This is a genomic window from Acinetobacter sp. 802_lipA (genome assembly GCF_058242885.1).
Genome location: NZ_JBZAYP010000001.1, coordinates 599,498 through 623,994 on the forward strand (window position 1 = coordinate 599,498; position 24,497 = coordinate 623,994).

General features: G+C 38.3%; 26 protein-coding genes, 2 tRNA genes and 2 pseudogenes. 10 read left to right on the plus strand and 20 right to left on the minus strand.

Going from position 1 to position 24,497, the window contains the following annotated elements:
• Positions 1-318: 318 nt before the first annotated feature.
• From AC4CU3_RS02950 to AC4CU3_RS02965, 4 genes and pseudogenes are all read right to left on the minus strand, one after another.
• Positions 319-750, minus strand: a complete 432-nt coding sequence (locus AC4CU3_RS02950) for a hypothetical protein (RefSeq protein ID WP_279043473.1) — start codon at positions 748-750, stop codon at positions 319-321.
• 156 nt (positions 751-906) lie between these two features.
• A complete protein-coding gene (locus tag AC4CU3_RS02955; RefSeq protein ID WP_279043471.1) occupies positions 907-1,365 on the minus strand; it encodes a hypothetical protein in 459 nt (152 codons plus the stop codon).
• 8 nt (positions 1,366-1,373) lie between these two features.
• Entirely contained in the window at positions 1,374-1,550 is a 177-nt protein-coding gene (locus tag AC4CU3_RS02960) for a hypothetical protein (RefSeq protein ID WP_279043470.1), read from the minus strand.
• A gap of 300 nt (positions 1,551-1,850) precedes the next feature.
• A pseudogene (locus AC4CU3_RS02965) lies at positions 1,851-2,306 on the minus strand (tetratricopeptide repeat protein); the annotation flags it as partial.
• Positions 2,307-2,352: 46 nt separating this feature from the next.
• On the opposite strand from AC4CU3_RS02965, the gene AC4CU3_RS02970 reads away from it, so the two are divergent.
• A complete protein-coding gene (locus AC4CU3_RS02970; protein WP_201702131.1) occupies positions 2,353-3,378 on the plus strand; it encodes an IS30-like element ISAba125 family transposase in 1,026 nt (341 codons plus the stop codon).
• On the opposite strand, the gene AC4CU3_RS02975 is transcribed toward AC4CU3_RS02970, so the two are convergent.
• The 3 genes from AC4CU3_RS02975 to AC4CU3_RS02985 all read right to left on the minus strand — a co-directional run bounded on the left by AC4CU3_RS02975 (position 3,313) and on the right by AC4CU3_RS02985 (position 4,893).
• The gene (locus AC4CU3_RS02975; protein ID WP_279043468.1) at positions 3,313-3,924 is read right to left on the minus strand and encodes a tetratricopeptide repeat protein; all 612 of its coding nucleotides are present in this window, start codon (positions 3,922-3,924) and stop codon (positions 3,313-3,315) included. The two genes, AC4CU3_RS02970 and AC4CU3_RS02975, sit on opposite strands and share 66 nt — an antisense overlap.
• Before the next feature lie 232 nt (positions 3,925-4,156).
• Complete coding sequence (locus AC4CU3_RS02980; protein WP_490737980.1) at positions 4,157-4,531, minus strand: hypothetical protein; 375 nt, start codon at positions 4,529-4,531, stop codon at positions 4,157-4,159.
• A 20-nt stretch (positions 4,532-4,551) separates the two neighbouring features.
• Positions 4,552-4,893, minus strand: coding sequence for a hypothetical protein (locus AC4CU3_RS02985; protein ID WP_279044622.1), 342 nt, complete (start codon positions 4,891-4,893; stop codon positions 4,552-4,554).
• Positions 4,894-4,931: 38 nt separating this feature from the next.
• On the opposite strand from AC4CU3_RS02985, the pseudogene AC4CU3_RS02990 reads away from it, so the two are divergent.
• Together AC4CU3_RS02990 and AC4CU3_RS02995 are read left to right on the plus strand one after the other, a co-directional pair.
• Positions 4,932-5,644: pseudogene (locus AC4CU3_RS02990) on the plus strand (IS5 family transposase); the annotation flags it as partial.
• 92 nt (positions 5,645-5,736) lie between these two features.
• Positions 5,737-5,952: a hypothetical protein gene (locus AC4CU3_RS02995; protein WP_094148767.1), complete on the plus strand. Its 216-nt coding sequence runs from the start codon at positions 5,737-5,739 to the stop codon at positions 5,950-5,952.
• 267 nt (positions 5,953-6,219) lie between these two features.
• Here AC4CU3_RS02995 and groL read toward each other — a convergent pair whose 3' ends face one another.
• From groL to AC4CU3_RS03015, 4 genes are all read right to left on the minus strand, one after another.
• Complete coding sequence (gene groL, locus AC4CU3_RS03000; RefSeq protein WP_279044618.1) at positions 6,220-7,854, minus strand: chaperonin GroEL; 1,635 nt, start codon at positions 7,852-7,854, stop codon at positions 6,220-6,222.
• A 67-nt stretch (positions 7,855-7,921) separates the two neighbouring features.
• Positions 7,922-8,212, minus strand: coding sequence for a co-chaperone GroES (locus tag AC4CU3_RS03005; RefSeq protein ID WP_010326285.1), 291 nt, complete (start codon positions 8,210-8,212; stop codon positions 7,922-7,924).
• A 194-nt stretch (positions 8,213-8,406) separates the two neighbouring features.
• Positions 8,407-9,183 (minus strand): metallophosphoesterase, encoded by a 777-nt coding sequence (locus tag AC4CU3_RS03010; protein WP_279044614.1) that lies wholly within the window; start codon positions 9,181-9,183, stop codon positions 8,407-8,409.
• On the minus strand, positions 9,180-10,103 hold the full coding sequence (locus AC4CU3_RS03015) for a diacylglycerol/lipid kinase family protein (protein WP_279044611.1): 924 nt from the start codon (positions 10,101-10,103) through the stop codon (positions 9,180-9,182). The genes AC4CU3_RS03010 and AC4CU3_RS03015 overlap by 4 nt, the downstream gene beginning before the upstream one ends.
• A 415-nt stretch (positions 10,104-10,518) precedes the next feature.
• Here AC4CU3_RS03015 and AC4CU3_RS03020 point away from each other — a divergent pair, with 415 nt between their 5' ends.
• Entirely contained in the window at positions 10,519-12,351 is a 1,833-nt protein-coding gene (locus AC4CU3_RS03020; protein WP_490737981.1) for a phosphoenolpyruvate carboxykinase (GTP), read from the plus strand.
• 103 nt (positions 12,352-12,454) lie between these two features.
• Positions 12,455-12,823, plus strand: a complete 369-nt coding sequence (locus tag AC4CU3_RS03025; RefSeq protein ID WP_078390144.1) for a hypothetical protein — start codon at positions 12,455-12,457, stop codon at positions 12,821-12,823.
• Positions 12,824-12,894: 71 nt separating this feature from the next.
• Here the strand turns inward: AC4CU3_RS03025 and glpD are convergent, their stop codons facing one another.
• Positions 12,895-14,412: a glycerol-3-phosphate dehydrogenase gene (glpD, locus tag AC4CU3_RS03030; protein ID WP_279044603.1), complete on the minus strand. Its 1,518-nt coding sequence runs from the start codon at positions 14,410-14,412 to the stop codon at positions 12,895-12,897.
• 538 nt (positions 14,413-14,950) lie between these two features.
• Here glpD and AC4CU3_RS03035 point away from each other — a divergent pair.
• A complete protein-coding gene (locus AC4CU3_RS03035; protein ID WP_062034098.1) occupies positions 14,951-16,270 on the plus strand; it encodes an MFS transporter in 1,320 nt (439 codons plus the stop codon).
• 171 nt (positions 16,271-16,441) lie between these two features.
• A complete protein-coding gene (locus AC4CU3_RS03040; RefSeq protein WP_058869220.1) occupies positions 16,442-16,870 on the plus strand; it encodes a hypothetical protein in 429 nt (142 codons plus the stop codon).
• Between the two features lie 25 nt (positions 16,871-16,895).
• Here AC4CU3_RS03040 and AC4CU3_RS03045 read toward each other — a convergent pair whose 3' ends face one another.
• On the minus strand, positions 16,896-17,582 hold the full coding sequence (locus AC4CU3_RS03045) for a class I SAM-dependent methyltransferase (protein ID WP_279044598.1): 687 nt from the start codon (positions 17,580-17,582) through the stop codon (positions 16,896-16,898).
• A 271-nt stretch (positions 17,583-17,853) separates the two neighbouring features.
• Positions 17,854-18,702, minus strand: coding sequence for a bifunctional methylenetetrahydrofolate dehydrogenase/methenyltetrahydrofolate cyclohydrolase FolD (gene folD, locus AC4CU3_RS03050; protein WP_279044596.1), 849 nt, complete (start codon positions 18,700-18,702; stop codon positions 17,854-17,856).
• Between the two features lie 152 nt (positions 18,703-18,854).
• Between folD and AC4CU3_RS03055 the strand changes: the two genes are divergently transcribed.
• Together AC4CU3_RS03055 and AC4CU3_RS03060 are read left to right on the plus strand one after the other, a co-directional pair.
• Positions 18,855-18,928: transfer RNA gene (locus tag AC4CU3_RS03055), tRNA-Cys, on the plus strand.
• A gap of 10 nt (positions 18,929-18,938) precedes the next feature.
• Positions 18,939-19,024: transfer RNA gene (locus AC4CU3_RS03060), tRNA-Leu, on the plus strand.
• Positions 19,025-19,165: 141 nt separating this feature from the next.
• On the opposite strand, the gene AC4CU3_RS03065 is transcribed toward AC4CU3_RS03060, so the two are convergent.
• From AC4CU3_RS03065 to AC4CU3_RS03090, 6 genes are all read right to left on the minus strand, one after another.
• Positions 19,166-20,071, minus strand: a complete 906-nt coding sequence (locus AC4CU3_RS03065) for a WYL domain-containing protein (protein WP_279044593.1) — start codon at positions 20,069-20,071, stop codon at positions 19,166-19,168.
• A 148-nt stretch (positions 20,072-20,219) separates the two neighbouring features.
• Entirely contained in the window at positions 20,220-20,450 is a 231-nt protein-coding gene (locus AC4CU3_RS03070) for a hypothetical protein (RefSeq protein WP_406935408.1), read from the minus strand.
• A gap of 203 nt (positions 20,451-20,653) precedes the next feature.
• A complete protein-coding gene (locus AC4CU3_RS03075) occupies positions 20,654-21,646 on the minus strand; it encodes an NAD(P)H-quinone oxidoreductase (protein ID WP_279044590.1) in 993 nt (330 codons plus the stop codon).
• 219 nt (positions 21,647-21,865) lie between these two features.
• On the minus strand, positions 21,866-22,126 hold the full coding sequence (locus AC4CU3_RS03080) for a DUF2798 domain-containing protein (protein WP_004694355.1): 261 nt from the start codon (positions 22,124-22,126) through the stop codon (positions 21,866-21,868).
• Between the two features lie 22 nt (positions 22,127-22,148).
• Positions 22,149-22,457 carry a DUF3861 domain-containing protein gene (locus AC4CU3_RS03085; RefSeq protein ID WP_279044585.1) on the minus strand — a complete coding sequence of 103 codons (309 nt, stop codon included), beginning with the start codon at positions 22,455-22,457 and terminating at the stop codon, positions 22,149-22,151.
• Positions 22,458-22,467: 10 nt separating this feature from the next.
• A complete protein-coding gene (locus AC4CU3_RS03090; protein WP_279044582.1) occupies positions 22,468-22,989 on the minus strand; it encodes a PadR family transcriptional regulator in 522 nt (173 codons plus the stop codon).
• 244 nt (positions 22,990-23,233) lie between these two features.
• On the opposite strand from AC4CU3_RS03090, the gene AC4CU3_RS03095 reads away from it, so the two are divergent.
• Complete coding sequence (locus tag AC4CU3_RS03095) at positions 23,234-24,397, plus strand: sterol desaturase family protein (protein WP_279044580.1); 1,164 nt, start codon at positions 23,234-23,236, stop codon at positions 24,395-24,397.
• Positions 24,398-24,497 lie beyond the last annotated feature (100 nt).

Sequence of the window (24,497 nt, forward strand, 5' to 3'; positions counted from 1 at the left end):
AATATTATTGAATAGTTAAACCAGTTCTCTCTGATTTATTTTATTATCACAACAAATATATTCCTACTTATATTTATCTTTATAAAACCAAAATTTTTTCTATTTTTAAAAACTAGATTTTCATTTTTTCTTATTTTAATATTATTTTATTAGCGTTGTATTGTGAAAAATAAATTATATTTTCCTTTTCTATTTCAAAAATATAGCAAGTATCTTTCTAAAAATTATCGACTTCAGATAAACCCTCAACGACTGACGAACCTTAGTTCCGATGCCATCAAATACAATACAAAAGATTACCAATAAAAAAACAATAATTTATTCACACAAGTCGTCTCCCCACTTATCATAACTATATGAAATAACATCAATATCATATTTATTGATATTCAACCTCCTACCTTTAAAATCATAACTACCACCCCAAAGTGGATTAATAATATTAACCCTATTATTCATACCTAAACAAAATGTATCTATACCTATTCCTTTCCCTTTGAGGACCCACCCATCTTTTTCCAATAGATTTATTACTCGTTCTACATTATGAGTTTTTTTCGGTAAGTCAACAGACGAATTCTGGACTTCTACTTTATTTATAGACTTGACGACATCTAAATCACTACCAAGTAATTCTTTCATCTTTATTTCAAATGGATATTGATCTTTAGGTTGTTCATAAAGTCTATTTCCACACCCCATCAAGGGTAATGCAATAAACAATATAAAATTCAGTCTGTAAATTTTCATATTTAATTTTTAATCAATCCTTTAGTTTTAAAATTTTAGTTTTCAAAACACCACCCCACTACTTATTATATACCCACCCTCATAAAATATTATTAATTAAATAATTTAACAAAATTATTAAATTTTATTACTAAAATAAATTATAAACAATTTAATTTACTCCAACTCTATAACTGGAAGTTTATCTTTACGACAAGAATTTTCCCCGTATTCACTATACGATAATTCAACCAGCCAATCATTTATATCATTATATCTAATTTCTGCCCCATCATAACTATAGTGATGAGGGTTAACAGGGTATAATATTCCCATATAAATTTTTCCACCCAAACAATATTCATAAAAACTATCTTGATCTGAAATCATCTGCCAACCATCTGTTTTTAGTTTAACTTGTATCATTTTAAAATCATTTAATGATAATTTTGACTTTTTAATTTCGGCTATCACATACTTATTAAGAGGCTTATCAACCCATTTTCTTTCATTTGAGTCATATCCACCAAAGTAATTATTAATTATATTAGTGAAATACTTTCCTTGTTGAGTTTCTTTCGTACTTGTACAAGAATTTATACATAAAATTAATGTTATTAATAAGCTAACTTTCATCAAGTTGATCATTTTTTATTTACCGTATTTGAATTCAAGAGGTTTACTCCCAGTTTTCGTTGCGGAATATGCGCATCATTATATTCATAACGTGCTAATACTTCCGCCTGATCATCGACAAAGGTAGCAATCACTTTGGCTTGACTGTTAAAAGCAAACTTGAGTACATGTTTGGCGCGCTTCAATTGGAAATCAATCGCCTGTAAATAGACAGATTGTTCAAATAATAAAGAGGTCAGTACAACTTTTTCATCTGTCTGATCATTAAATTGTTGAATGAGGTGATAATGTTTTCCACCGTTAAACTATGAAAATGAAAATTCCAGTCTGAACCAAAATTCAGCAACAATTCTCCATCGTCATGTGGTACGACACTAAAGCTTTCAAATGGAAAGCTATATTGCACATACACAACTGAAGCTAGTAGTTAGCGTTTGCGTCTATCGCTGCTTTTCAACTATCAATTCTTTACAGTTCCGAATTTATTACTTTTTTCCTTCCTCTTCATCCTTAATTTCCCATTTACTATTAGGATCATTTATTACAATTTGTATTTTCTCGCCATTCTTTAATATTCGAATATTTTCTTTAACGACTTTACCCTCTAACTCAAGTAACTTGTTTCTAGCCACCTCTAACCCGAACTCATTCGCTAAAGTATAATAAGCATATGCAAGGTCAAAATTTTGTTCTACTCCATCACCTTTTTCATACAATGAGGCTAAATTATAGGCAGCACGAGGTTCATTATTTTCTACTGCCTTTTCGTACCAGTAGACAGCTTTCGTCATAGACTTATCTATTACCTCGCCTTTCTTATACATAACTGCAACATTAAATTGTGAGGGTGCATAATTTTTTTCAGCAGCCTTTAGAGAGTAGTCAAAATATTTTTTCTTATCTTTTATCCCTATCCAACCTTCATAATAACAGGGCAGAGTAAAACTTGAAGTGCGACATAAACCACCTAATTAATTTAAAGGGTTTATGGAGTATATAAAATTGTCATACCATCATCTTAACTTTGAAGATCGTACTGCATTAATGCTTGAATCAAGAAAAGAAGGCTTTTCACCCAGAAAATTTGCTGAACTTATTAAAAGACATCCTAGTACGATCTATCGTGAACTTAAAAGAAATAGCATCAATGACGTTTATCAAGCCCGATATGCTTCTGATCACACCTTCGCTAGACGTAGACGTGGTCATAGAAAACTCAAAATCGATTCAATCCTTTGGAAATTTATTGTTGAAGCGATCCGTTGTTTATGGTCTCCTCAGCAAATAGCAAAGCGTTTAAAGACATTTCCTGATTTGGATCAAACAATGAATGTAAGCCATACAACGATTTATTCAACGATACGAGCATTACCAAAGGGTGAGTTGAAAAAAGACTTATTATCCTGTCTGCGTCATGAAAATAAAAAGCGAAAAGCTAACGGTGAACCTAAAAAAGATTCTATATTACAGGATATTAAAACTATTCATGAGCGCCCAGCCGAAGTTCAAGAAAGAAAAATACCGGGTCATTGGGAAGCCGATTTAATTAAAGGTAAAGACAATAAAAGTTCGATAGCAACACTTATTGAACGAAATACACGGCTCTGTATCTTGGCAACATTACCTGATGCAAAGGCAGAATCAGTGCGCAAGGCTTTAACTGAAGCTCTGAAATATTTACCTGCAGAACTGCGTAAAACGTTGACCTATGACCGTGGACGTGAGATGTCAGAACATAAAATACTCGAAGAAGATTTAGGCATAGATGTATATTTCTGTGACCCACATTCACCCTGGCAAAAAGGCACATGCGAAAATATGAATGGTTTAATTAGGCAATATTTACCTAAAGGGATTGATTTAAATCAGGCAGATCAGCATTATTTAAATCAAGTTGCCATGTCACTGAATACTCGTCCTAGAAAAGCGTTAGATTGGCTTACACCATTAGAGAAATTTGCTCAGCTTGTTGATTATCATAAGGCTTTTGAAACTGTCGCACCTCATGTTTGAATTCGCCCAGTTAGCAGTATTTGCAGCTCCCAAACCGTAGTCTAAGTTTGCTGATTTTTCATAATAATCGCATGCTTTTTTAAGGTCTCTTTCAAAATAAAATCCATTAAAATACATAAATCCAATTGAGTTAATAGCTTCTGGCACATTTTTATTCATTGCTTTTGCAAAATATGTATAAGCTTTCTCATAGTCCTGTTTAACTCCTTTTCCATGAGCATATAAACTCCCCATATTATTTTCAGCCACCCCATTATCATTCTTAATTGCCTTTTCATACCAATGAACTGCTTTTTTAATGTCTATCTTTTGATTTAAATAGCCATTCTCAAAGACAACCCCTACTAAATTCTGCGCAATAGGATCATTATCTTCAGCCTTAACTAATAAAGCATTGAAGTAATTTAACTTTTCATTATCATCTTGGCTCTTTATCGCTTCATCAATTTCAGATAAATCAATATATTGACCTTCCACACTAGCTTTATCCGCATTAACATCACAACCTGTTAGGCTCAATATCAATGCAGTAAGCAAAAACTTCATTTAAAAGATTCCTATTTTGTTAAAGGTGTTCATTCAAAGTAGATTTCTTATAAGATCTATTACTAGTAAGTCCAAAAATTAATTGTAAAGATTATTATCAATATCATAAATAATATAGATATTTTAGGTGGTGTTTCAAAAAGTATGCTAGTTAATTCTGTCAATAGAGAAATTGAAAATAAGTAAATTAAATTCACTATATTTTTAATGCTTTATGAGATTTCAATTGTGGTTAAAATATAATCAGCATACTTTTTGAAACACCACCAGATATTTTAATGTAATTCCATAATTTTTTATGGTGGTCTATAATATATATACTTGTTTCCAAGTTAATATTACTAAATATTAAGCAACCTCTTTTTTTAAAAAAATTTTCTAAATAATTTCTAGAAAAAAAATCTATTAAATTAATCAGTATAACTACTGTTACAACCAACTCAATGTTAGATACATCCATAGATTTTTTTTTATAAATATCCATACCGAAGATTTTCTTCTTCAATATTTCATTACTATTTATATATTTTGATGCCATTTGATGGAATATAGCCCAAAAGATAATACTTAATATGAGTGAAATAACTATTAAATCTTTTATATTCATTTTAATCTTTCATATCCATATTATACAACTGCTTGACCTGTTACTCCACCAACATATCCTCCGATAAGAGTACCTCCAACTGCTATAACTTCTACAACGGCCAAAACGGGAAGGCCAACAGTTCCTCCAACAACGCCTATTACCACACCACTGATAGCAGTTCCAATGCTCCCTCCAATTCTTGCACCTAATAGGCCGCCATTAATTTTACCAGTTTGTTTTAAAATTTCTTTCCTTGTACCATCTGAATCACCTTTTTCATAGGCTTGAGCCACTGAATTTACACTACCATAAATATCCCAAGCAAAAACTAATCTTCCATCCCACTTTAAACTTTTACTTACTTTTGATGTTTCATCCATGTTTTTAATATAGTCATCGATACTACTATAATTTTTTGTGCGGCTTTGTTCAAAGTCTCATTAAACTGTATGGTCTAGATTGGACAACTCCAGATTATTCGACCATCTGCAGAAGACAAAAGCATATTGACATTCAAATTAGCTATCAAAAAAGCAGTGGCGGGCTTCATATATTCGTCGATTCCACGAGCTTAAAGTTTTTAGGTGAAGGAGAATGGAAACGCAAGAAACATCAACCTGAACATCGTCGCCAATGGCGTAAATTACATATTGGTATAGATGCTAGAACCCTGCAAATACGAGCAATACAGCTTACAACGAATAATGTGAGTGATTCGCAAGTTTTCGGGATTTACTTGATCAAATCCCACAAGATGAGCAGATTGACTCCGTTTATACCGATGGTGCTTATGGCACAAAAAAATGCCGTCAAGTAATTGCAGACCGACAAGCACATGCGGTGATTCCGCCAAGAAAAAATGCGAAACCTTGGAAAGATACAAAGACCAGCTCGCTAGAGCGAAATGAATTACTTCGAACAGTTAAACGTTTAGGAAGAACAATATGGAAAAATTGGTCAGGCTATCATCGCAGAAGTCTGATAGAAACCAAGATGCATTGCATCAAATTATTAGGCGATAAACTCCGTGCGAGAAACTTTCAAAGCCAAGTCAATGAGATTCATGCACGTGTGGCCGTATTAAATAAATTTACAGATTTAGGCCGACCTCACACCCAAGTTGCCACTTAAATTTAGATAACTTGGAAGAAGTTTAGCTTTTGAATGTTTGTACAACAAAGCCGTGTATCTATTAAAACCAGATAATAAAGGAGATAATTTATATGGGTGTATGTATAGATCTTACAAACACAGAAAGGCGTGTATCTACAGCTGAATTTGCTTTGAGAATGAATATCTCTGAAAAAGAACTATACGATCGAATTAAAAGCGGTCGTGTGAAAAGGCCAATAAAAGATGGGCGTAAAAATTACTGGCTTAATAGTTATGTGCTTGCCTGTATTCTTCATGAGGAAGATTCCATTCTTACGCCAGATTGACGTAAATGTTGTTCTATGACTAAAAGCGCCTGATTTTTTCAGGAGCTTTTTTTAACATGTCCATTCATCTAATAGTCCAATTCTTAACCCATACTATAACTTCTTTAAGAAAACTAAGCATAGAACTATAAAATTAAAAAAAGGCCACAAATAAAATTTGTGACCTTTTTTGTAACAAACTCAAATGTGAGTAACACTATGAATAAGTTTAATTAAGATGATTTTAATTACATTAAATTACAATAACTTAAACCAAATATAGGCAGCTTACATCATTCCGCCCATACCACCCATGCCGCCCATATCAGGCATTGCAGGCTTGTCTTCTGGAACATCAGTAATCATACATTCAGTTGTCAACATTAAACCTGCTACAGATGCAGCATGCTCAAGTGCAGAACGCGTTACTTTCGCAGGGTCAAGAATACCCATTTCTAGCATGTCGCCATACTCAGAAGTTGCAGCGTTATAACCAAAGTTACCTTCACCATTTTTCACAGCGTTGATCACAACTGAAGGTTCATCACCTGCATTCGCAACGATTTGACGAAGTGGCGCTTCAATCGCACGACGTAAAATGTTGATACCTACGTTTTGATCGTCATTCGCACCGTTTACACCGTCAAGTGCAGCTGCAGCACGTACCAGTGCAACACCACCACCAGCAACCACACCTTCTTCAACCGCAGCACGTGTTGCATGAAGCGCATCGTCCACACGGTCTTTCTTCTCTTTCATTTCTACTTCAGTCGCCGCACCAATTTTGATCACAGCTACACCGCCGGCCAATTTAGCAACACGTTCTTGAAGTTTTTCTTTGTCGTATTCAGAAGACGATTCTTCAATTTGTGCACGGATTTGAGTAACACGTTCAGCAATTTGTGCTGCATTACCTGCACCATCAACAATCACAGTATTCTCTTTAGACACAGTGATTTTGTGCGCAGTACCTAAGTCTTGAAGAGAAGCTTGTTCTAAAGTCATGCCTACTTCTTCAGAAATTACAGTCGCGCCAGTCAAGATTGCGATATCTTGAAGCATTGCTTTACGACGGTCACCAAAACCAGGTGCTTTAACCGCACATACTTTAATAATGCCGCGCATGTTGTTAACAACAAGTGTAGCTAAAGCCTCACCCTCAACATCTTCAGCGATAATTAAAAGTGGTTTACCTGTTTTAGCAACAGCTTCTAACACCGTAATCAATTCACGGATGTTGCTGATTTTTTTGTCAACAAGCAAGATAAACGGATTTTCAAGTTCAGCCGTTAATGTATCTTGTTTGTTTGCAAAATACGGGCTGATATAACCACGGTCAAACTGCATACCTTCAACAACGTCCAAAGCATCTTCAAAGCCTGAACCTTCTTCAACGGTAATCACGCCTTCTTTACCTACGCGTTCCATTGCTTGTGCAATGAGTTTACCTACAGTTTCGTCAGAGTTTGCAGAGATTGAACCGACTTGTTCAATCGCTTTGGTATCAGAAGCAGGTTTTGCTGTTGCTTTAATTTCAGCAACCAATGCTTTAACAGCAAGGTCAATACCGCGTTTCAAGTCCATTGGGTTCATGCCCGCTGTTACAGACTTGATGCCTTCATTTAAAATTGCTTGAGCTAGTACAGTTGCAGTTGTTGTACCGTCACCAGCGATGTCATTGGTTTTAGAAGATACTTCACGAACCAATTGAGCGCCCATGTTCTCAAATTTGTCTTTTAGAGAAATTTCTTTCGCAACCGTTACACCATCTTTAGTGATGTGCGGCGCACCGAAAGAACGGTCGATCACAACATTACGGCCTTTAGGACCTAAAGTTACTTTTACAGCATCTGCAAGCACGTTTACGCCTGCAATCATTTTAGAACGAGCTGAATCACCAAATTTTACGTCTTTAGCTGACATACTAAACTCCAAATATTCTTAAATTTTAATCAATTGTATTGCTTAAACAGCAAATGAACGTTCTGAATTAACCTTCAAGAACCGCTAAAATATCAGACTCTTTCATCACAAGAAGTTCTTCGCCTTCAACTTTAACTTTAGTGCCTGCATATGCACCAAACAGTACATTGTCTCCCACTTTTACGTCTAAAGCACGAACGCCATTGTCTGTAATTTTGCCATTACCTACTGCAATGATTTCACCTTGAGCTGGCTGTTCAGCAGCAGAAGTACTCAAAATTAAACCACCTGCAGTTTTAGTTTCCTTTTCTACGCGGCGAATCACAACGTTGTCATGTAAAGGACGAATTTTGCTCATTTCTTGCTCCATAGACATTTTCAAAATGCCATTGTTTACGATGTGAAGATGACTTCTTATTCCTAGGTCATCAACAAAATTTTGATATGACACTTTTGTGGGGATGGAATAAAACGCTTCAAGGGCAAACACAAAATATTTTTATATTTTTGCGCTCTTTTTAAGCAAACCTCATCAAAGTTTAGATACTCAATTCAATCTGAAGTATTTTGCTGCATCAACTCGAAGTGATTTGTTTCAGCGTTAAAGCTCAAATGTTGTACATCAGCATTCGGCAAAATAATATTCAGGCTATTGGGCAAGCCCGCATGTAAACGATAAGACGTTGCCGTTCCTGCATGAATATCCAGCACTGGATGTGATACCCCAAGTTGATAAATCTGATTCAAATCATAAACGGCAGCGTGGTGTAAATGCCCATGTAACAGCCCATTTAAACCATGTTGGCTCCATTGCTCCAATGCAATACGACCAAGCATCGGACAGTCTTTCACACCATGACTATGGTCTGGCGGAGTATAAAAAGGCTGATGCGCGGCGATCAGTTTAATTTTGTGCGTAGGTGCTTGCTGTAATTTCAGGTCAATCTCTTGAATTTGGTTCAGTGAAATATGCCCTCGCGTGTGGTAACGCCGACGAATACTATTCACTCCAATGACATAAAAATGTTCAGTTTCTAAGGTGTTTTCCATTCCCCCAAAAAACAGTTGATAACGTGCAAATGGACTGAAAAAACGATTCCACACATGGTACAGCGGAATATCATGATTCCCTGGCACCACCAAATACGGCAGCTTTAAACTGTCTAAAAACTGCCGACAAGCGTAAAACTGAATAAACCGTGCACGTTGGGTCAAGTCCCCACTGACCACCACTGCTTCAAAAGGATGTTCCTCACATAACTGACGAATGGCCTGCAAACAGGCTTCGCGTTCGGTCCCAAAGTGTAAATCTGACAAATGTAAAATCATGCGGGAACCATGATATTCAGTGCGTGCTTACGTACTGTAATTTTCAGCGGTGGTGTCATCGTGACAATTTCTCCATCTACCGCAACCGTGAGCTTATTACGCTTTGAATGAACAATGACTTCATCTGCTGCAAAGCTATAGACATCGGAAGCCTGATCCAAATTGCCTTTAATCAGCTGCCATAAGGTCTTGAACAAAGTCCGCTTATCACTTTTTGCTACTACCACGCCCGCCACTTTGCCTGCTTCCGCCGCCTCGGCAATACGTAGTTTCATTTCAGCCAGTTGAAGTTGATTATTGCCAAAGAAAATCAATGACGTTTTCACTGGATAGCGTTGTCCATCGACTTCTACTTCAAGTTTTAACTCTTTACGGTCGCGGATGAGAACATCCAATGCTGAGGTATACGCATGCAATGGAAAGCGCCCAAAATGCTTATTAAACTGTTCTCTTTTTTGAATAAATAAAGGATAAAGCCCTAAACTGGCATTGTTCAAATAGATATGTTGATTCAGCTGTGCCACATGTACAGAACGTGGCTGCCCTTCACTAATTGTTTTGGCCGCATCTAATAAATCCAACGGAATATTCAACACTCGCGCAACATAGTTAAATGTACCTAGAGGCAAGATCCCCATAGGAATATCCGTTCCCATCAATTTAGATGCAACTGCATTTAAAGTTCCGTCACCACCTGCAGCAACCACGACCCCTACATTCTCCGCTTGACGATGACGTAGTAAAATATCTTGCATCATCTGATCAAAGTTGATGCACTCACTTAACTCAAATGACTGTATTTCAAAACCCGCAGTACTCAAATCTGCTACCAACTGTTCATACACTTCATCTTTATTTGCAGCATGAAAACCTGATTTTTTATTATAAATAAGTGATAAAGGTTTGAGTTGTTCTGACATTTTGCACCTAAATTTGAAGTAATTGCTCTATTTTTGTCCAAATATTCAACACTTAACAGTTTTGTTATGTAAAATTCAAATGACTACCATTTATTTAATCAATAATAAATCTCAATCACAAAATAAATGCAAGCATATGATTTTAATACTAATATCTTAAATGAATAATCCTCATAAATATAATAAATACACAAAATAAAAGCAAGAAATCTAACCAAACTATTGTTTTTTAATAATTAAAATGAAGCAACTCCATCGAACTGTTCATAATTTAGATACGCCTTTGGTCTTATTTTTTTTATCAAATTATGCTTTAATACAGCCACTTTTTTTTCATCTTTTCATCTCTGCAGTAAATTTTATTGCTGAGATTGTACTTTGTACAAACGTGTACATATTTGAGATAGGCCTCACCATGACCCAAGTGAACGCACCAGAATTCGTTCGTCACCCTAAGCTTATTGCGTGGGTGGAAGAAATTGCAAAATTAACAAAACCAGCGAAAATTGAATGGTGTGACGGCAGCGAAGAAGAATATCAACGTTATATCAACTTGATGATCGCTAACGGCACAATGCAAGCGCTTAACCAAGAAACGCATCCTGGTTCTTATCTTGCTAATTCTGATCCTTCTGACGTTGCTCGTGTTGAAGGTCGTACTTACATCTGCTCTGAAAAACAAGAAGATGCTGGTGCAACAAACAACTGGGAAGAGCCTGCTGAAATGCGTGCCCGCCTAAATGGTTTGTTTGACGGTTCAATGGCAGGTCGTACTTTATATGTAGTACCGTTCTCTATGGGCCCATTGGGTTCTCATATTGCGCACATTGGTATCGAATTAACTGACTCTCCATATGTAGCAGTTAGCATGTCTAAAATGGCTCGCATGGGTAAAGCTGTTTATGACGTTCTTGGTACAGACGGTGAATTTATTCCTTGCGTACATACTGTTGGTGCGCCGCTTGCTGATGGCGAAAAAGATGTTGCATGGCCTTGCAACCATGAAAAATACATCGTGCATTACCCAGAAACACGTGAAATCTGGTCTTACGGTTCTGGTTACGGCGGTAACGCATTGTTAGGTAAAAAATGCTTAGCTTTACGTATTGCGTCTTCTATGGGTCGTCAACAAGGTTGGTTAGCAGAACATATGCTGATTCTTGGTGTGACTAATCCTCAAGGTGAAAAACACTACATCGCAGCAGCATTCCCTTCTGCTTGTGGTAAAACAAACTTCGCAATGTTGATTCCACCAGCAGGCTACGAAGGTTGGAAAATTGAAACTGTTGGTGACGATATTGCTTGGATCAAACCAGGTGAAGACGGTCGCTTATACGCAATCAACCCAGAAGCAGGTTTCTTCGGTGTAGCGCCTGGTACAAATACCAAGACCAACCCGAACTGTATGGCTACACTTCACAAAGACGTGATCTATACCAACGTTGCGGTAACTGACAACGGCGAAGTATGGTGGGAAGGTCTTACTAAAGAAGCACCTGCTAACCTGACCAACTGGAAAGGTCAACCACATGTTGCTGGTGAAAAAGCAGCTCATCCAAATGCGCGCTTCACTGTTTCAGCAGGTCAATGTCCTTCTATCGATGCTGACTGGGAAAATCCAGCCGGTGTTCCAATTTCAGCATTCATCTTTGGTGGTCGCCGTGCAGACACAGTGCCTCTAATTTCAGAAGCATTTGACTGGGTAGATGGTGTTTACAAAGCTGCAACTATGGGCTCTGAAACAACTGCTGCTGCTGTTGGCCAACAAGGTATCGTTCGTCGTGACCCATTCGCAATGCTTCCATTTGCGGGTTACAACATGGCGGATTACTTCTCTCACTGGTTAGAGCTTGGTGAAGAAGTTGCAGCGAAAGCTAAAGCTGCGGGCAACAAACTTCCGGGCATCTACAACGTGAACTGGTTCCGTCGTGATGCTGAAGGCAACTTTGTATGGCCTGGTTTCGGTCAAAACATGCGTGTTCTTGAGTGGATCATTGACCGTTGTGAAGGCCGTGCTGATGCAGTTGAAACACCAATTGGTTTAGTTCCAACTTATGAACAGTTGAACTGGACAGGTTCTGACTTCACTAAAGCCCAGTTTGACCTTGTGACTTCTCAAGACAAAGATCAATGGATCAAAGAGCTTGAAAGCCATACTGAACTATTCGACAAACTTGGTGAACGCCTACCAGCGGCACTTAAAGCTCGCCAAAACGAACTTTTAGATGCTGTTAAGCAATCTACTTAATCTTTCAATTAAGCCAAAAAAAGACCGCTTACGCGGTCTTTTTTTAATCTATTTATAATTTTAAAACTTTATAACTCAACAAAAATTTATCAAGGGGTAATTCATGCTTAAAAAACTCACACTCACAATTGGTTTACTGGGCCTATCAAGCTTAGTCATGGCTCAAACAGAAGTAGCAACAACTCAGCCAGCACTTCATGTTTGCGCAATCAAAGGCACACCTGATTCCACTCAATTTGAAATCAAAAAGCGCATCAAAGTCGCTAAAGGCACTTATGGCAGCGTGGTTGAACTCTATCCGCGTTTTGCTGAACGTGCACATCAAGTCGGTGGTAACGTCGTCATTAACTATAACGCCAGCCAACGATTTGGCTTTTGGCCTTGGCGTATTGTCCGCCCAGTCGTTTGGGGAACGGCTGTAAAATGGAAGACACCTGTAGACTGTAAACAGCTCGGCGGTATCGAAATTTAAATCTAAAAAAGCCGCGATAGCGGCTTTTTTAATAGAACGAAATCAACTGTAGCCATTACACATACTTCACACTATGCAGCATCCCCCTGCATACGACGCAGGTGTAAATCCTGCAAGTAGATGTCTAAAGCTTGAGTTTCTAGTGCATCAAATTTTAAATACAGTTTAGTCCGTCGTTTTAAAATATCTTCACTGCTGATGGCCCACTCACGTTTCACCACATAATCCACTTCTTGCTGATACAAACCATGGCCAAAAGACTGCCCTAAAGTTTGTACATCTTTGTTCTCACCGAGCATATGCCACACTCGACTACCATAACTATTTGCCCAACGATGTGCTGTTTGAGACTCTAGCCCTTTGATTTCATGCATCAACTCTGCACATAAAACCTCGACTGAACTAAAACTTTCCGCACCTGGGAGTTTTGCCTCAGCCGTCCATTCCGCTTTCATGTGTGGAAAATAACGTTTCAGCTGTAGCAAAGCCGCTTCCGCCAACTTGCGATAAGTCGTTAGCTTTCCACCATAAACAGATAACAATGGCGCTTCATCCGCAACAGGCTTAGACATCGCCAGTACATAATCACGTGTCACTTTAGAGGCTTGGGTACTTGCATCATCATACAGCGCCCTTACGCCTGCAAAGCTTGAAATCACATCTCCTTGCTGTAATTGAAGCTTGAAATGATCATTAATCACATCAATCAAATAAGCCGTTTCCTGCTCGGTAATGTGGACATAATTTGCATCACCCTCAAACTCTACGTCCGTGGTACCAATCAGGCTGTAATCATCTAAATAAGGAATTACAAACACAATGCGTTGATCATCATTTTGTAGAATAAACGCATGCGGTTCCGGGTATAAACGCTTCACAATAATATGACTGCCCTGAACCAATCGAATGCCTGCCTTTGGGGTTTTGGACAGTTGATCTTGAATAAAATCTGTGACCCATGCACCCGTTGCATTAACCAAAGTTCGAGCTTTAATTTGGTAGTGTTGTTTTTGATGCTCTAAGGTTAGACACCACACACCCTCCTGCTGAACTGCAGAAATACATCGCGTTTGTGTCCGAATTTGAGCCCCTAGCTCATGTGCTTGGATTGCATTAACCACCACCAAACGCGCATCATCCACAGTACAGTCTGAATATTCGAAACCACGTTTAATGGTGTCTTTTAATGGGCTGTCGACATTAAAATGAACAAGCTCCGAGCCCTCTAATGTTTCTCGTTTTGCCAAAAAGTCATAGATAAATAAGCCTGAACGAATCAGCCATGCAGGACGTAAATAAGGTAAATGCGGCATAATAAAACGCATAGGATGAATCAAATGTGGGGCTTTTTTTAACAGTACTTCACGCTCTAATAGCGCTTCACGCACCAAACGAAATTCTTTTTGTTCGAGATAACGCAATCCACCATGAATGAGCTTGCTACTGGCTGAAGACGTATGACTGGCTAAGTCATCTTTTTCGCAGACGAAAACACTTAAACCACGCCCTACAGCATCGTTTGCAATGCCCACCCCATTGATGCCCGCGCCCACAACGGCAATATCATAAATGGCATCTGTGTCTTGCATATCCACCTCTCTCGTTGAGTTATTGTGTTATTTTTGTTCTTCACGCTAAACTTAACATCAAAATCCAACCTTGTCATATTCCAAAGCCAGTCAAATCAGAGAAAATTCGTTATTCTAAATAAATTAATAACCGCATCTATTTTTACAATTTAATTTTTAATTTTGACTATTCAGTGAAAAATCGACTAATTTCCAAGCTAAAAAACACTTTCTTTTCTAAAAATCAACATTCACCATAAAATAAAAAAGCACTATAACCCCTTGTATTTTAATTTACTATTCACATATTAAAAAATCACAAGAGTTTGTTTTAGATAAGTAAAATGATAATTTCCCATTAAAATAAAGATATTCATTAGAAAAACTTAACAGCATATAAATCATACCAACTTTTAGACTAAAGTCGAATGAAGTCCAAGGATAAGGGGCGTATAACGAAACTGAATTTTTTGTTTAATCTTAAAATATATTGTTTTAACTTTTTCTACTTAAAAAAGTTAAAAGATGTATTTTCCGAACTTCTCTTTGGGAAATTTTTGTGACTGATCTATCTCCCCAAGCTGCTCCAGTAAGCATCGATAAAAAGACCCGCTTAAAATCGATTCTCGGTGGTTCAGCTGGCAACTTAGTTGAATGGTATGACTGGTATGTCTATGCCGCATTTACCTTATATTTCGCGCCACAGTTTTTCCCTGAAGGGGATGACACGGTAAAACTGTTACAAGCTGCTGCCGTCTTTGCACTGGGCTTCCTGATGCGTCCTATTGGCGCGTGGATCATGGGCATTTATGCAGACCGTAAAGGACGTAAATCAGGTCTTACCCTGTCTGTATCTTTAATGTGTGTGGGATCTTTGATTATTGCCTGTGCACCGACCTATGCCAGTGTGGGTATGCTCGCACCTGCCTTATTACTCTTTGCCCGTTTATTACAAGGTTTAAGTGTTGGTGGAGAGTACGGTTCAAGCGCAACCTATTTAACGGAAATGGCTGGCAAAAACCATCGTGGTTTCTTCTCTAGTTTTCAGTATGTGACCCTCATTTCAGGTCAGCTCTTGGCGCTGTGTGTGTTGATCATTTTACAACGCACCATGAGCGAAGCACAGTTATCTGAATGGGGCTGGCGTATTCCCTTCTTCATTGGTGCTGTACTTGCCATTGTGGTGTTCTGGATTCGTCGTGGTTTGGTTGAAACCCAATCTTCAAAAGATGCACAAGAACAGGCTAAAAATGGTGGCCCAAAATCTAGCGCACTTGCTTTATTTACCAAATATCCAAAGCAAGCATTCACTGTGATTATGCTGACTGCGGGTGGAACGCTGGCATTCAACACATTTACGACGTATTTACAAAAATACTTGGTTAACACCTCAGGTTTTGAGAAAACCACAGCAACAGAGATCACCACAGCAGCAATCTTTGTCTTCATGCTATTACAACCTGTGGTGGGCGCACTGTCTGATAAAATTGGTCGTAAACCAATTATGATCACTTTTGGTGTATTGGGTGTACTGTTCACGATTCCAATTTTCAACGGTCTAGGTTCAACCAGCAGCCCAACAACCGCATTCATGCTATGTATGAGTGGTATGGTGATTGTGACAGGTTATACTGCGATTAATGCCGTAGTCAAAGCAGAGCTCTTTCCAGCACATATTCGTGCACTAGGGGTTGCCCTACCTTATGCGATTGCAAATACCATCTTTGGTGGCACAGCAGAGCTTGTAGCGTTGAGTTTTAAAAATGCAGGACATGAAAACTACTTCTTTTACTACATCACCTTCATGATTGGTTTATCTCTACTGACTTACATCTTTATGAAAGACACCAAAAAGCACAGCATGATTACCGATCATTGATGCTTAAGTAAGTATGTAAGCTAATAAACTAGACATAAAAAATGCCTTCTCAAATGAAGGCATTTTTTATGTCTGATCAAATTTTTTGCCGAAACTTGATCGATTGAAATATCGTGAATTACACCCGCGTATGGCATACTAAGAACAAGAATAATGTTAGGAACTTTTTATATGAAAAATACGTATAAACTTTTAGGCTTAAGCTGTATCGTTTTAGCAGTATCTGCATGTCAAAGCACGCCTCGCCAATACAATGGCAATGTTGGCTATCAAATTGAACATCAATCCGCGTCGAGCGCTACCCTTGCTTATACGCTTGCTGCTCGTAAAAATCAGCAACTTGATGAAAATAAATTACAACGTGCTTGCCAAAAGGTTTTAGGTTCACAAAAGAATTATAAATTGGCGATTTTAAGTATTAATGAAATACCAAACACTGCAGCAGATGTTCCCGAATATGGCCGCCAAATTGGTCAAACCCGTGCCACTTTTGGCTTAAGCAATACACCCGACTTACACCAAGGTGAAAACTTTGCAACACGCGAGTCACTTGAAGCACGACCAAGCACACTACATGTTGTTCGCTATACCTGCTCTTAAGACCTTCTGATATATAAAAAAGGGCTTAGTGCCCTTTTTGAACATCCAAAGTTCGATAAAAACTCACATTGCGAAATTCTGGCGACTCATCTAGATCTGGCCAAGTTGTGGCACTACGCTCATCGAGCTTTATGTATTGCGGATGACTAAAATTTTTAACACGACTATCTGCCACCCAAACCTCAGGTGCAAACTTTAAAAACTCATCTAAAAAGAAACGATTACATTGGTCATATAAAACATCAGCAGCCAATAGAACATCGACCTGTTCAGATTGATATAAATCATCCAAATACTCTAGCTCTACGTTATTGAGTTCCGCATTGGCACGGCAAGCATCTAAACTAACTGCATCAATATCACAACAAATTACACGTTTTGCACCCGCTATTTTGGCTGCAATCGCCACCACTCCTGAACCTGCGCCAAAATCCAACACCACCTTATCTTTGACATGATGTGGCTCTGCCAGTAACCACTGCGCCATGGCTAGACCTGACGCCCAACAAAAGATCCAATATGGCGTTTCATTCCAAATACGGCGAATGATTTCATCATCCAGTTTATCGGTTGGAAATACAGGAGGAATGAGCCACAAAGAAATAGATGTTTCAGGAAGCTGTTGCGCAAGCAATTCACAGTTTGGAATCACTTCATGCAAGGCTTGAAGTAAATGATCTGGGGCTTTAGGGAATTGGAAAGTACAGCTCATGGACATTTTATATTTGTAGAATTTTTTAATAAACGCACGACGGAGTCTTACACATTAAGACACATGATATGCATAACCTTCGGTTCGACCTACTTTTGTTTCGACAAAAGTAGGAAAACCATTGCCATTTGCTGAACTCGACTGAAATCATCATTTATTTACTGCTTCGCAGAAACATTTTTATCGAATTTAGTCCTGCCTCGAACAGCAGCAAATGACGATGTCACGACTCCAAAACCAACGTAAAACTGATTTTAGAGTCTTATAAAAATTAACCTAAAGCTTTCTCAGCCGCTTCAACTGTTTGACGAATCAACGTGGTAATGGTCATTGGACCTACGCCACCTGGAACTGGTGTATATGCAGAAGCCACTTCTTCAATACCGACCAATTGAATGTCGCCTACACCACCACCATCACGTGGATGGAAACCAGCATCAACAACCACTGCACCTTGTTTGATCCAATCTTTTTGAATCAATTCTGCCTTACCAACCGCACCCACGATAATATCGGCTTGCTTTACAAAGTCAGCTAAGTTTTGAGTACGTGAGTGACAGATCGTTACGGTTGCATTGGCTTGAAGTAACATCGCAGCCATTGGCTTACCCAAAATTGCAGAACGTCCTACAACAACAGCATGCTTTCCAGCAATTTCTATATTGTTTTCTTGCAAAATAGTCATAATACCTGCAGGTGTCGCAGAACCATATGCTGACTCACCCATAGCCATACGACCAAAACCAAGACAAGTTACGCCATCCACATCTTTTGCAAGAGAAATTGCATCAAAACATGCACGCTCATCAATTTGTTCAGGCACTGGATGTTGAAGCAAAATACCGTGAACATCTGGATTTGCATTCAGTTTTTCAATTTCTGCCAACAATTGTTCAGTGGTGGTCTCTTTTGGAAGTTCAACTTTAAGTGAGTCCATACCAACACGACGACAGGCATTTCCTTTCATACGTACATAAGTTGCAGATGCGCCATCGTCACCCACCAAAATAGTCGCAAGAATTGGGGTACGACCTGATTTTGCTTTGAGCGCTTCAACGCGAGTTAACAAGTCAGCTTCAATTTGTTTTGCCAATGCACGACCATCTAAAACTAATGCCACGGCACATCTCCAAGTGTTGATATGAATCAATTTTGCACATAATACATGATAATTTTAAATATTTTTCGCTATATGCTGTTTTTATGCGCATACGAATGAAAGCACTATTGTTTTTTTTTCAGAGCTTGCTAATATACGCATCAACAAGACGCGGCGGGGTGGCAGAGTGGTCATGCAGCGGACTGCAACTCCGTGGACGCCGGTTCGATTCCGACCTCCGCCTCCATCTTGTTAAAGCCCGAGTGGTGAAATCGGTAGACACAGGGGATTTAAAATCCCCCGCCCACAAAGCGTGCCAGTTCGAGTCTGGCCTCGGGCACCATTCTTATACTTCTAAGTATGGTGCATATAAAGAACCCAGCGTTAAGCTGGTTTTTTTATGCCTACAGAAAAGTGTCACAATACAATGCACAAAAAAAAGAGAGCACATTGACTCTCTTAAAAGTAATATCTCATTTGTTTATCACGATAAGGGTGGTAATAAGTAATGTTGCAGATCTTGTTCTAATTTTTCTTGAAAATGAGCTGGCTCAATAATTTTAATGTATGGAATCCAATAACGTACCAAAGGTAAAAGTTGCATTTCATGACAAATTTGACAATCAATTAATAAACCACCCGATGCATCTTCTAGTACAATTTGTTGCTCTGGCAATAACAGACGTTGCTTAAAATATAAAGCAACTTCAGGTCGCACCGATATTTTCACCGTTTGCTTATGCTTTGCAAACCAAATCCCCTCACTGAGCTCTAATTGGGTCAAAACTTCTAAATGGTGCTCGAAAAGCTCCGACTCATGTACAACCACTTGATCTATTTTACTTAAACGATAAGCACGTAATTCATCAGTTACAGCTGCGGCCAAATACCAACTTCCCTGATGATGAATTAAACGATACGGGTCAACATGGCGTAAACGATCATTATAAATAAAACTGATTTTTTGACGCTTATGAATCGCGCCCGCAAAAACCTGAAAATGTTCAGCAAATTGCTGTGCATTTTCATAATAATAACCTTTGGCAGAGAACACTTGATTCGCTCGCTCATCAAGCAGGCCACGTAAAAAAGACATATCTATAGATGGATAGAGCTCACTGATCCCAGAAAGCTGCGCAAAGTTCTGAATGTCTTGTAGCTTAAAGCGCCCAAGATAAACAGGATCTAAAAAGTACTTCTTGGTATATTCATCTTGAAATAAAGGTAAATACGTATTGAGACGATCAAAATCTCGCTCTATTGTCCGAGTACTCACCTGAAATTCATGTGCTAGTTCTGCAACCCCCAATTGATACCCAGTATTTAATTTAGTCAAAATATTTGCTAAACGCTCCGCAAGGCGTTCATGTGTTGAAGCTTTACGCTTCATATTGCCCTCGCTGCACAATCAATGTTGTGTCTTTATTTATAGTTAAATGCCTAAGCATTATATTCAATATAAGTCACTGAATAATATTAAGTAAAAGACAAACGGTCAGCTTTCAAGCTATGTCATGTTTTTATCAAAAAAAAATCGATCAATGTTTTTTAGATTTCTTCTTCTTTACTACAGTTTGCTGATGCGCTAAACGCTCTATATAACGCTCAAAATGAATTAAAGCTTTATATAGCTTATGTAACTCATCAGGTAAAACACTATTATAGATAACCGCCTTATGCAAGCGCTTGAGCGCACGGAAACCATGCGCATGTGTATATGATGTCGATAAAATTTTCATGACAACCCTCTTTTCTGTTTTATTTTTCATTTAAAACCACGTAAATTTGTCAGGTTTAAATTTAGTTTCAAATTTACACCACGGTTTTGACAGGTTGTGTCGAACAGTTATCATTTTTTAATTTTTGTGAAATTATTTTCTGTTTTCAGTACATTATTTTTATTTTTTGGAAAAATTTTAGGCAAAAGAAAAGCCGACATGATGTCAGCTCTACTTTTTATACTCTAGAAATATTACAGGATTGTTACCACAACTTTACCCACGTGCTCACCCGTGTCCATGCAGGCATGCGCTGCTTGAATCTGATCAAACTCAAAAGTTTGATAAATCATCGGCAAGCAATCGCCTTTGGCCCATAACGGTGCCACATGATCTTGTAAACCTTGTGCAATCTCAGCCTTCTCAGCGGTATTTCGTGCACGCATGGTCGAACCTGTGATGGTTAAGCGCTTCATCATAATTTGCCCCAACTTAACCTCTTTGGCTTTTGCACCCCCTAAAAAGGCAATATAAACCAAACGTCCATCGCGGCGGAGTAAGTTCAAATTCTTTTCTAAATACGGTGCACCCACCATATCTAAAATGACATCAACACCAGCATTATCCGTTTTCTCATTGATCTCGTGTTCAAAGTCTTGCGTTTTATAATTGATGGCATCCGTCAAATTCGCAATGGCTTGTACTTTTTCATCGCTGCCTACGGTTGCAAAGGTTCTAATGCCCAATGCTTTACATAACATGAGTGCGGTGGTGCCAATACCACTGGTTCCACCATGTACCAACACTACTTCCCCTGCTTTGGCTTTACCCATTTGAAACACATTGGCCCAAACCGTGAAAAAAGTTTCAGGAATAGCCGCCGCTTCCACAAAGCTTACATTTTTTGGAATATGTAAAGTTTGACTTTGTGGAACCACGCAATACTCTGCATAACCACCACCATTGGTCAAACCACAAACGTTATCGCCCACTTTAAACTGGGTAACTTCAGCTCCAACTGCAACGACCTCACCTGCAACCTCAAGCCCCGGTACTTGTGTTACCCCAGGCGGCATTGGATATAAACCTTGACGCTGTAAAATATCTGGACGGTTAATACCAAACGCATGGACCTTAACCAGGACCTCATCTGCTTTTGCTTCAGGGATCGCCACTGTTTCATATGCCAGCTTATCCACACCACCCGGCTCTGTAATAATGACCTGTTGCATCGTTGTTTGTGACATGATTTATTCCTAACTCTTGCGATATTTTTCAAGTTTAATAGACCTATTTGATCATAGAAATAAATTGAAATGAATAACACCTTACTTATGTATAGTCTGAAGACTATTTTGCTGCGCGATAGCGCTGATCATTGATAAAAAAAGCAAGCTGCGACTGCACTCGACATCCCTCTCAAACACTACTTAGAACGATTCGGGCCAGATGAAAAGCACAGCTATTCAGTTGCGTGGCTGATCAGGCAAAGATACAAACTGCATTAGAAATTTACGAACCAAAGGCAAAAACACCATGATCAGAGGAAATGCAATCAACCAAGATAAGCTCCAGCTTTTAAGCCAAAGATGGAAAAAATTATGCACTAAGCCTTTATTTAACAGTAAGTTAAAACCAGAAATAGAACCACTCATCAGACCTGAAAGCAATAAAGGCATTAACCAATTTAAGTGTTTGATATGAATTTTGGGGAGCGTGTTGAACATAATCGACCTGAGTAAATAAAAATTAGCTTTGGCTTTGCGTTTTAACGGTTTGTTTTAAAGCTTTCATAAACTGCCCAAAATGTGGCATAAAATTTTTAAACAGTGGAAGGTTTTTATGCTCTAGCATCACCTCACTAAAGAGCTTTAAACCAACAACAAATGATTTCGCTGCTTCATCATCCAGCATTTGACTGTATTGAATCACCTGCAACACGTTAAAAATATCGTCGTGGTTGTAACTGTTAAAACTCAAAGTATCGGTATAGGTCGATGGGTTGCCTTGAGCATCTGCAATGTGTTTGAGTGTGACTTCATAAGTGTGTTGTTTCATTCTGTTTTTCCTAGAGACGTGCAATATTCACCGCTGCTTGATCGATTTGTTCTGCAATAACACGAATTTGTTCAGTGCTCAGCTCACTGCATTGGATCTTGAGCTTTAAGGAAGCTTTGAGGTTTTCCATCGCACGTTTAATGTCAAGATATTGTTCATTATTTTGAATTTTTTTACGCGTATCGAAACGAGATAAAATCTTTTCCACATTTGCTTGCTCAACCTCAAGATGCTTCAAACCCAAGGCCGTTATACGGTATTGCTTACGTTCAGCATCATCTAACGCGACCTGAACAAACTGCTGCTCTTCCAAATAATTCAAGGTTGGATAGATCGTTCCTGCACTTGGGTAATAGCCCCCTCCCACAATTTCACTCATTTCTTTAATAAGGTCATAGCCATATTTAGGTGCGAATGAAATGAGATGTAAGGCTAAAAGTTTCATCTGACCCGCTTCAAATAGGCGCTGTTTACGTAACACTGGCACTATTTCCAAATCAGTAAAGGGTTCAACTTTTTGTGCTTTAGACATACATAAGATACAACTTTAAATTATTAAGATATATCTTAATTAATTTTTTAATGATTGCAACCTCAAATTCTGAAATAGAACATCAAAATTTAAGATCAAATGGGTAAATGTGAAGGATTACTTGATATTTTTAGATAAGATTGCTGAACAGTTGCAATACCGCTAAAATTTAACCTCTGTTTTCACGTTCACCCCCCCTCAAGTGAACTCTGACAAAACTCCTAAAATTCAGAATTAAATTAAAATGACAGATCAACTTAGAAAAAAATTTGAAAACCTACAACTCAATGCTGGGCAAGGCAAGATCAGTGCATTTCTTTCTGTTTCCTTAGGCTTTTTGGGTATTTTTGCTGCTTTATGTTTTTTATTTCCCACTGTGCTCACCACACCAGAGCTACGCCCGCTATATAGCAAACACTATGATGTTTTCTACTATACCCTACTGTTCGGTATCGTCATTAGTGCTGGTTTTGGTACCTATAGTGCGATCATTAAACAGAATAAATATGGTTTTTATGGTTTGTGTATCACCATTTTAGCAGCTATTTTAGGCGGTGGACTGATCAAAGCACCGACATTGCCTGCCCTACCCTTTTATGCAGGTTTTGATTATTTCGTTATTACCTTAATCATCCTTGCTTTAGTTTTCATACCACTTGAAGGATTCTTTGCAAAGAACACTGAACAGAAAATTCTGCGCGTTGGCTGGGTCACAGACATGAAATATTTCATGTTTAGCCATATTGGCATTCAGCTTTTTTCGTTTTTAACGGTCATGCCTATTCAGTATTGGATCACACATATTCCCAATAATCCGATTGTGCCTTATATGCAGGCACAACCGATTTGGTTGCAGTTTATTGAGTTATTGATTGTGGTGGACTTCACCACCTATTGGTTACACCGTGCGATGCATGAAGTGAATTTTTTATGGCGCTTTCATGCCATTCACCATTCAACGGAACAAATGGACTGGCTAGCCTCTTCACGCTTACACATCGTTGAAGTGTTAATGACCCGTTTTATCGCAACCTTACCAATTTTCTTGTTAGGTTTTCATACGTCTGCTGTCTTTGCTTATTTGGTCTTTATTTCTTTCCATGCCATTTTTATTCACTCCAACGTGCGTTTCCGCTTTCCCTATCTGCGCTGGCTAATCGCAACACCTGAATTTCATCACTGGCATCATTCTTCTGAAAAGCCTGCGATTGATAAAAATTATGCAGCCTTTATTCCACTTTATGACGTGATTTTTAAATCGATTTACATGCCTAATCATTTGGCCAGTGTATATGGCACAGTCGGCTATAAAATTCCAAACAGTTTTGTGAAGCAATTTACTTGGCCATTTAAACGTTATGTGAATAAACTGAAAAAGCGCTTAAACAAAGATAATGAGACTTCCTAACAAAACCAATCGATTAACAATCTTAATAATTGAAGCTTGTCTAATCCCTCACCAAAATAGAAAACCTGTATCTCCGCAGGTTTTCTTTCATTTTCCAAGC

Bases quoted from the DNA above. Each gene is read 5' to 3' on its own strand.
- AC4CU3_RS02950 (WP_279043473.1), bottom strand. From the start codon at position 750: ATGAAAATTTACAGACTGAATTTTATATTGTTTATTGCATTACCCTTG.
- AC4CU3_RS02955 (WP_279043471.1), bottom strand. From the start codon at position 1,365: ATGAAAGTTAGCTTATTAATAACATTAATTTTATGTATAAATTCTTGT.
- AC4CU3_RS02970 (WP_201702131.1), top strand. From the start codon at position 2,353: ATGGAGTATATAAAATTGTCATACCATCATCTTAACTTTGAAGATCGT.
- AC4CU3_RS02975 (WP_279043468.1), bottom strand. From the start codon at position 3,924: ATGAAGTTTTTGCTTACTGCATTGATATTGAGCCTAACAGGTTGTGAT.
- AC4CU3_RS02980 (WP_490737980.1), bottom strand. From the start codon at position 4,531: ATGAATATAAAAGATTTAATAGTTATTTCACTCATATTAAGTATTATC.
- AC4CU3_RS02985 (WP_279044622.1), bottom strand. From the start codon at position 4,893: ATGGATGAAACATCAAAAGTAAGTAAAAGTTTAAAGTGGGATGGAAGA.
- AC4CU3_RS02995 (WP_094148767.1), top strand. From the start codon at position 5,737: ATGGGTGTATGTATAGATCTTACAAACACAGAAAGGCGTGTATCTACA.
- groL (WP_279044618.1), bottom strand. From the start codon at position 7,854: ATGTCAGCTAAAGACGTAAAATTTGGTGATTCAGCTCGTTCTAAAATG.
- AC4CU3_RS03005 (WP_010326285.1), bottom strand. From the start codon at position 8,212: ATGAGCAAAATTCGTCCTTTACATGACAACGTTGTGATTCGCCGCGTA.
- AC4CU3_RS03010 (WP_279044614.1), bottom strand. From the start codon at position 9,183: ATGATTTTACATTTGTCAGATTTACACTTTGGGACCGAACGCGAAGCC.
- AC4CU3_RS03015 (WP_279044611.1), bottom strand. From the start codon at position 10,103: ATGTCAGAACAACTCAAACCTTTATCACTTATTTATAATAAAAAATCA.
- AC4CU3_RS03020 (WP_490737981.1), top strand. From the start codon at position 10,519: ATGACCCAAGTGAACGCACCAGAATTCGTTCGTCACCCTAAGCTTATT.
- AC4CU3_RS03025 (WP_078390144.1), top strand. From the start codon at position 12,455: ATGCTTAAAAAACTCACACTCACAATTGGTTTACTGGGCCTATCAAGC.
- glpD (WP_279044603.1), bottom strand. From the start codon at position 14,412: ATGCAAGACACAGATGCCATTTATGATATTGCCGTTGTGGGCGCGGGC.
- AC4CU3_RS03040 (WP_058869220.1), top strand. From the start codon at position 16,442: ATGAAAAATACGTATAAACTTTTAGGCTTAAGCTGTATCGTTTTAGCA.
- AC4CU3_RS03045 (WP_279044598.1), bottom strand. From the start codon at position 17,582: ATGAGCTGTACTTTCCAATTCCCTAAAGCCCCAGATCATTTACTTCAA.
- AC4CU3_RS03065 (WP_279044593.1), bottom strand. From the start codon at position 20,071: ATGAAGCGTAAAGCTTCAACACATGAACGCCTTGCGGAGCGTTTAGCA.
- AC4CU3_RS03070 (WP_406935408.1), bottom strand. From the start codon at position 20,450: ATGAAAAATAAAACAGAAAAGAGGGTTGTCATGAAAATTTTATCGACA.
- AC4CU3_RS03075 (WP_279044590.1), bottom strand. From the start codon at position 21,646: ATGTCACAAACAACGATGCAACAGGTCATTATTACAGAGCCGGGTGGT.
- AC4CU3_RS03080 (WP_004694355.1), bottom strand. From the start codon at position 22,126: ATGTTCAACACGCTCCCCAAAATTCATATCAAACACTTAAATTGGTTA.
- AC4CU3_RS03085 (WP_279044585.1), bottom strand. From the start codon at position 22,457: ATGAAACAACACACTTATGAAGTCACACTCAAACACATTGCAGATGCT.
- AC4CU3_RS03090 (WP_279044582.1), bottom strand. From the start codon at position 22,989: ATGTCTAAAGCACAAAAAGTTGAACCCTTTACTGATTTGGAAATAGTG.
- AC4CU3_RS03095 (WP_279044580.1), top strand. From the start codon at position 23,234: ATGACAGATCAACTTAGAAAAAAATTTGAAAACCTACAACTCAATGCT.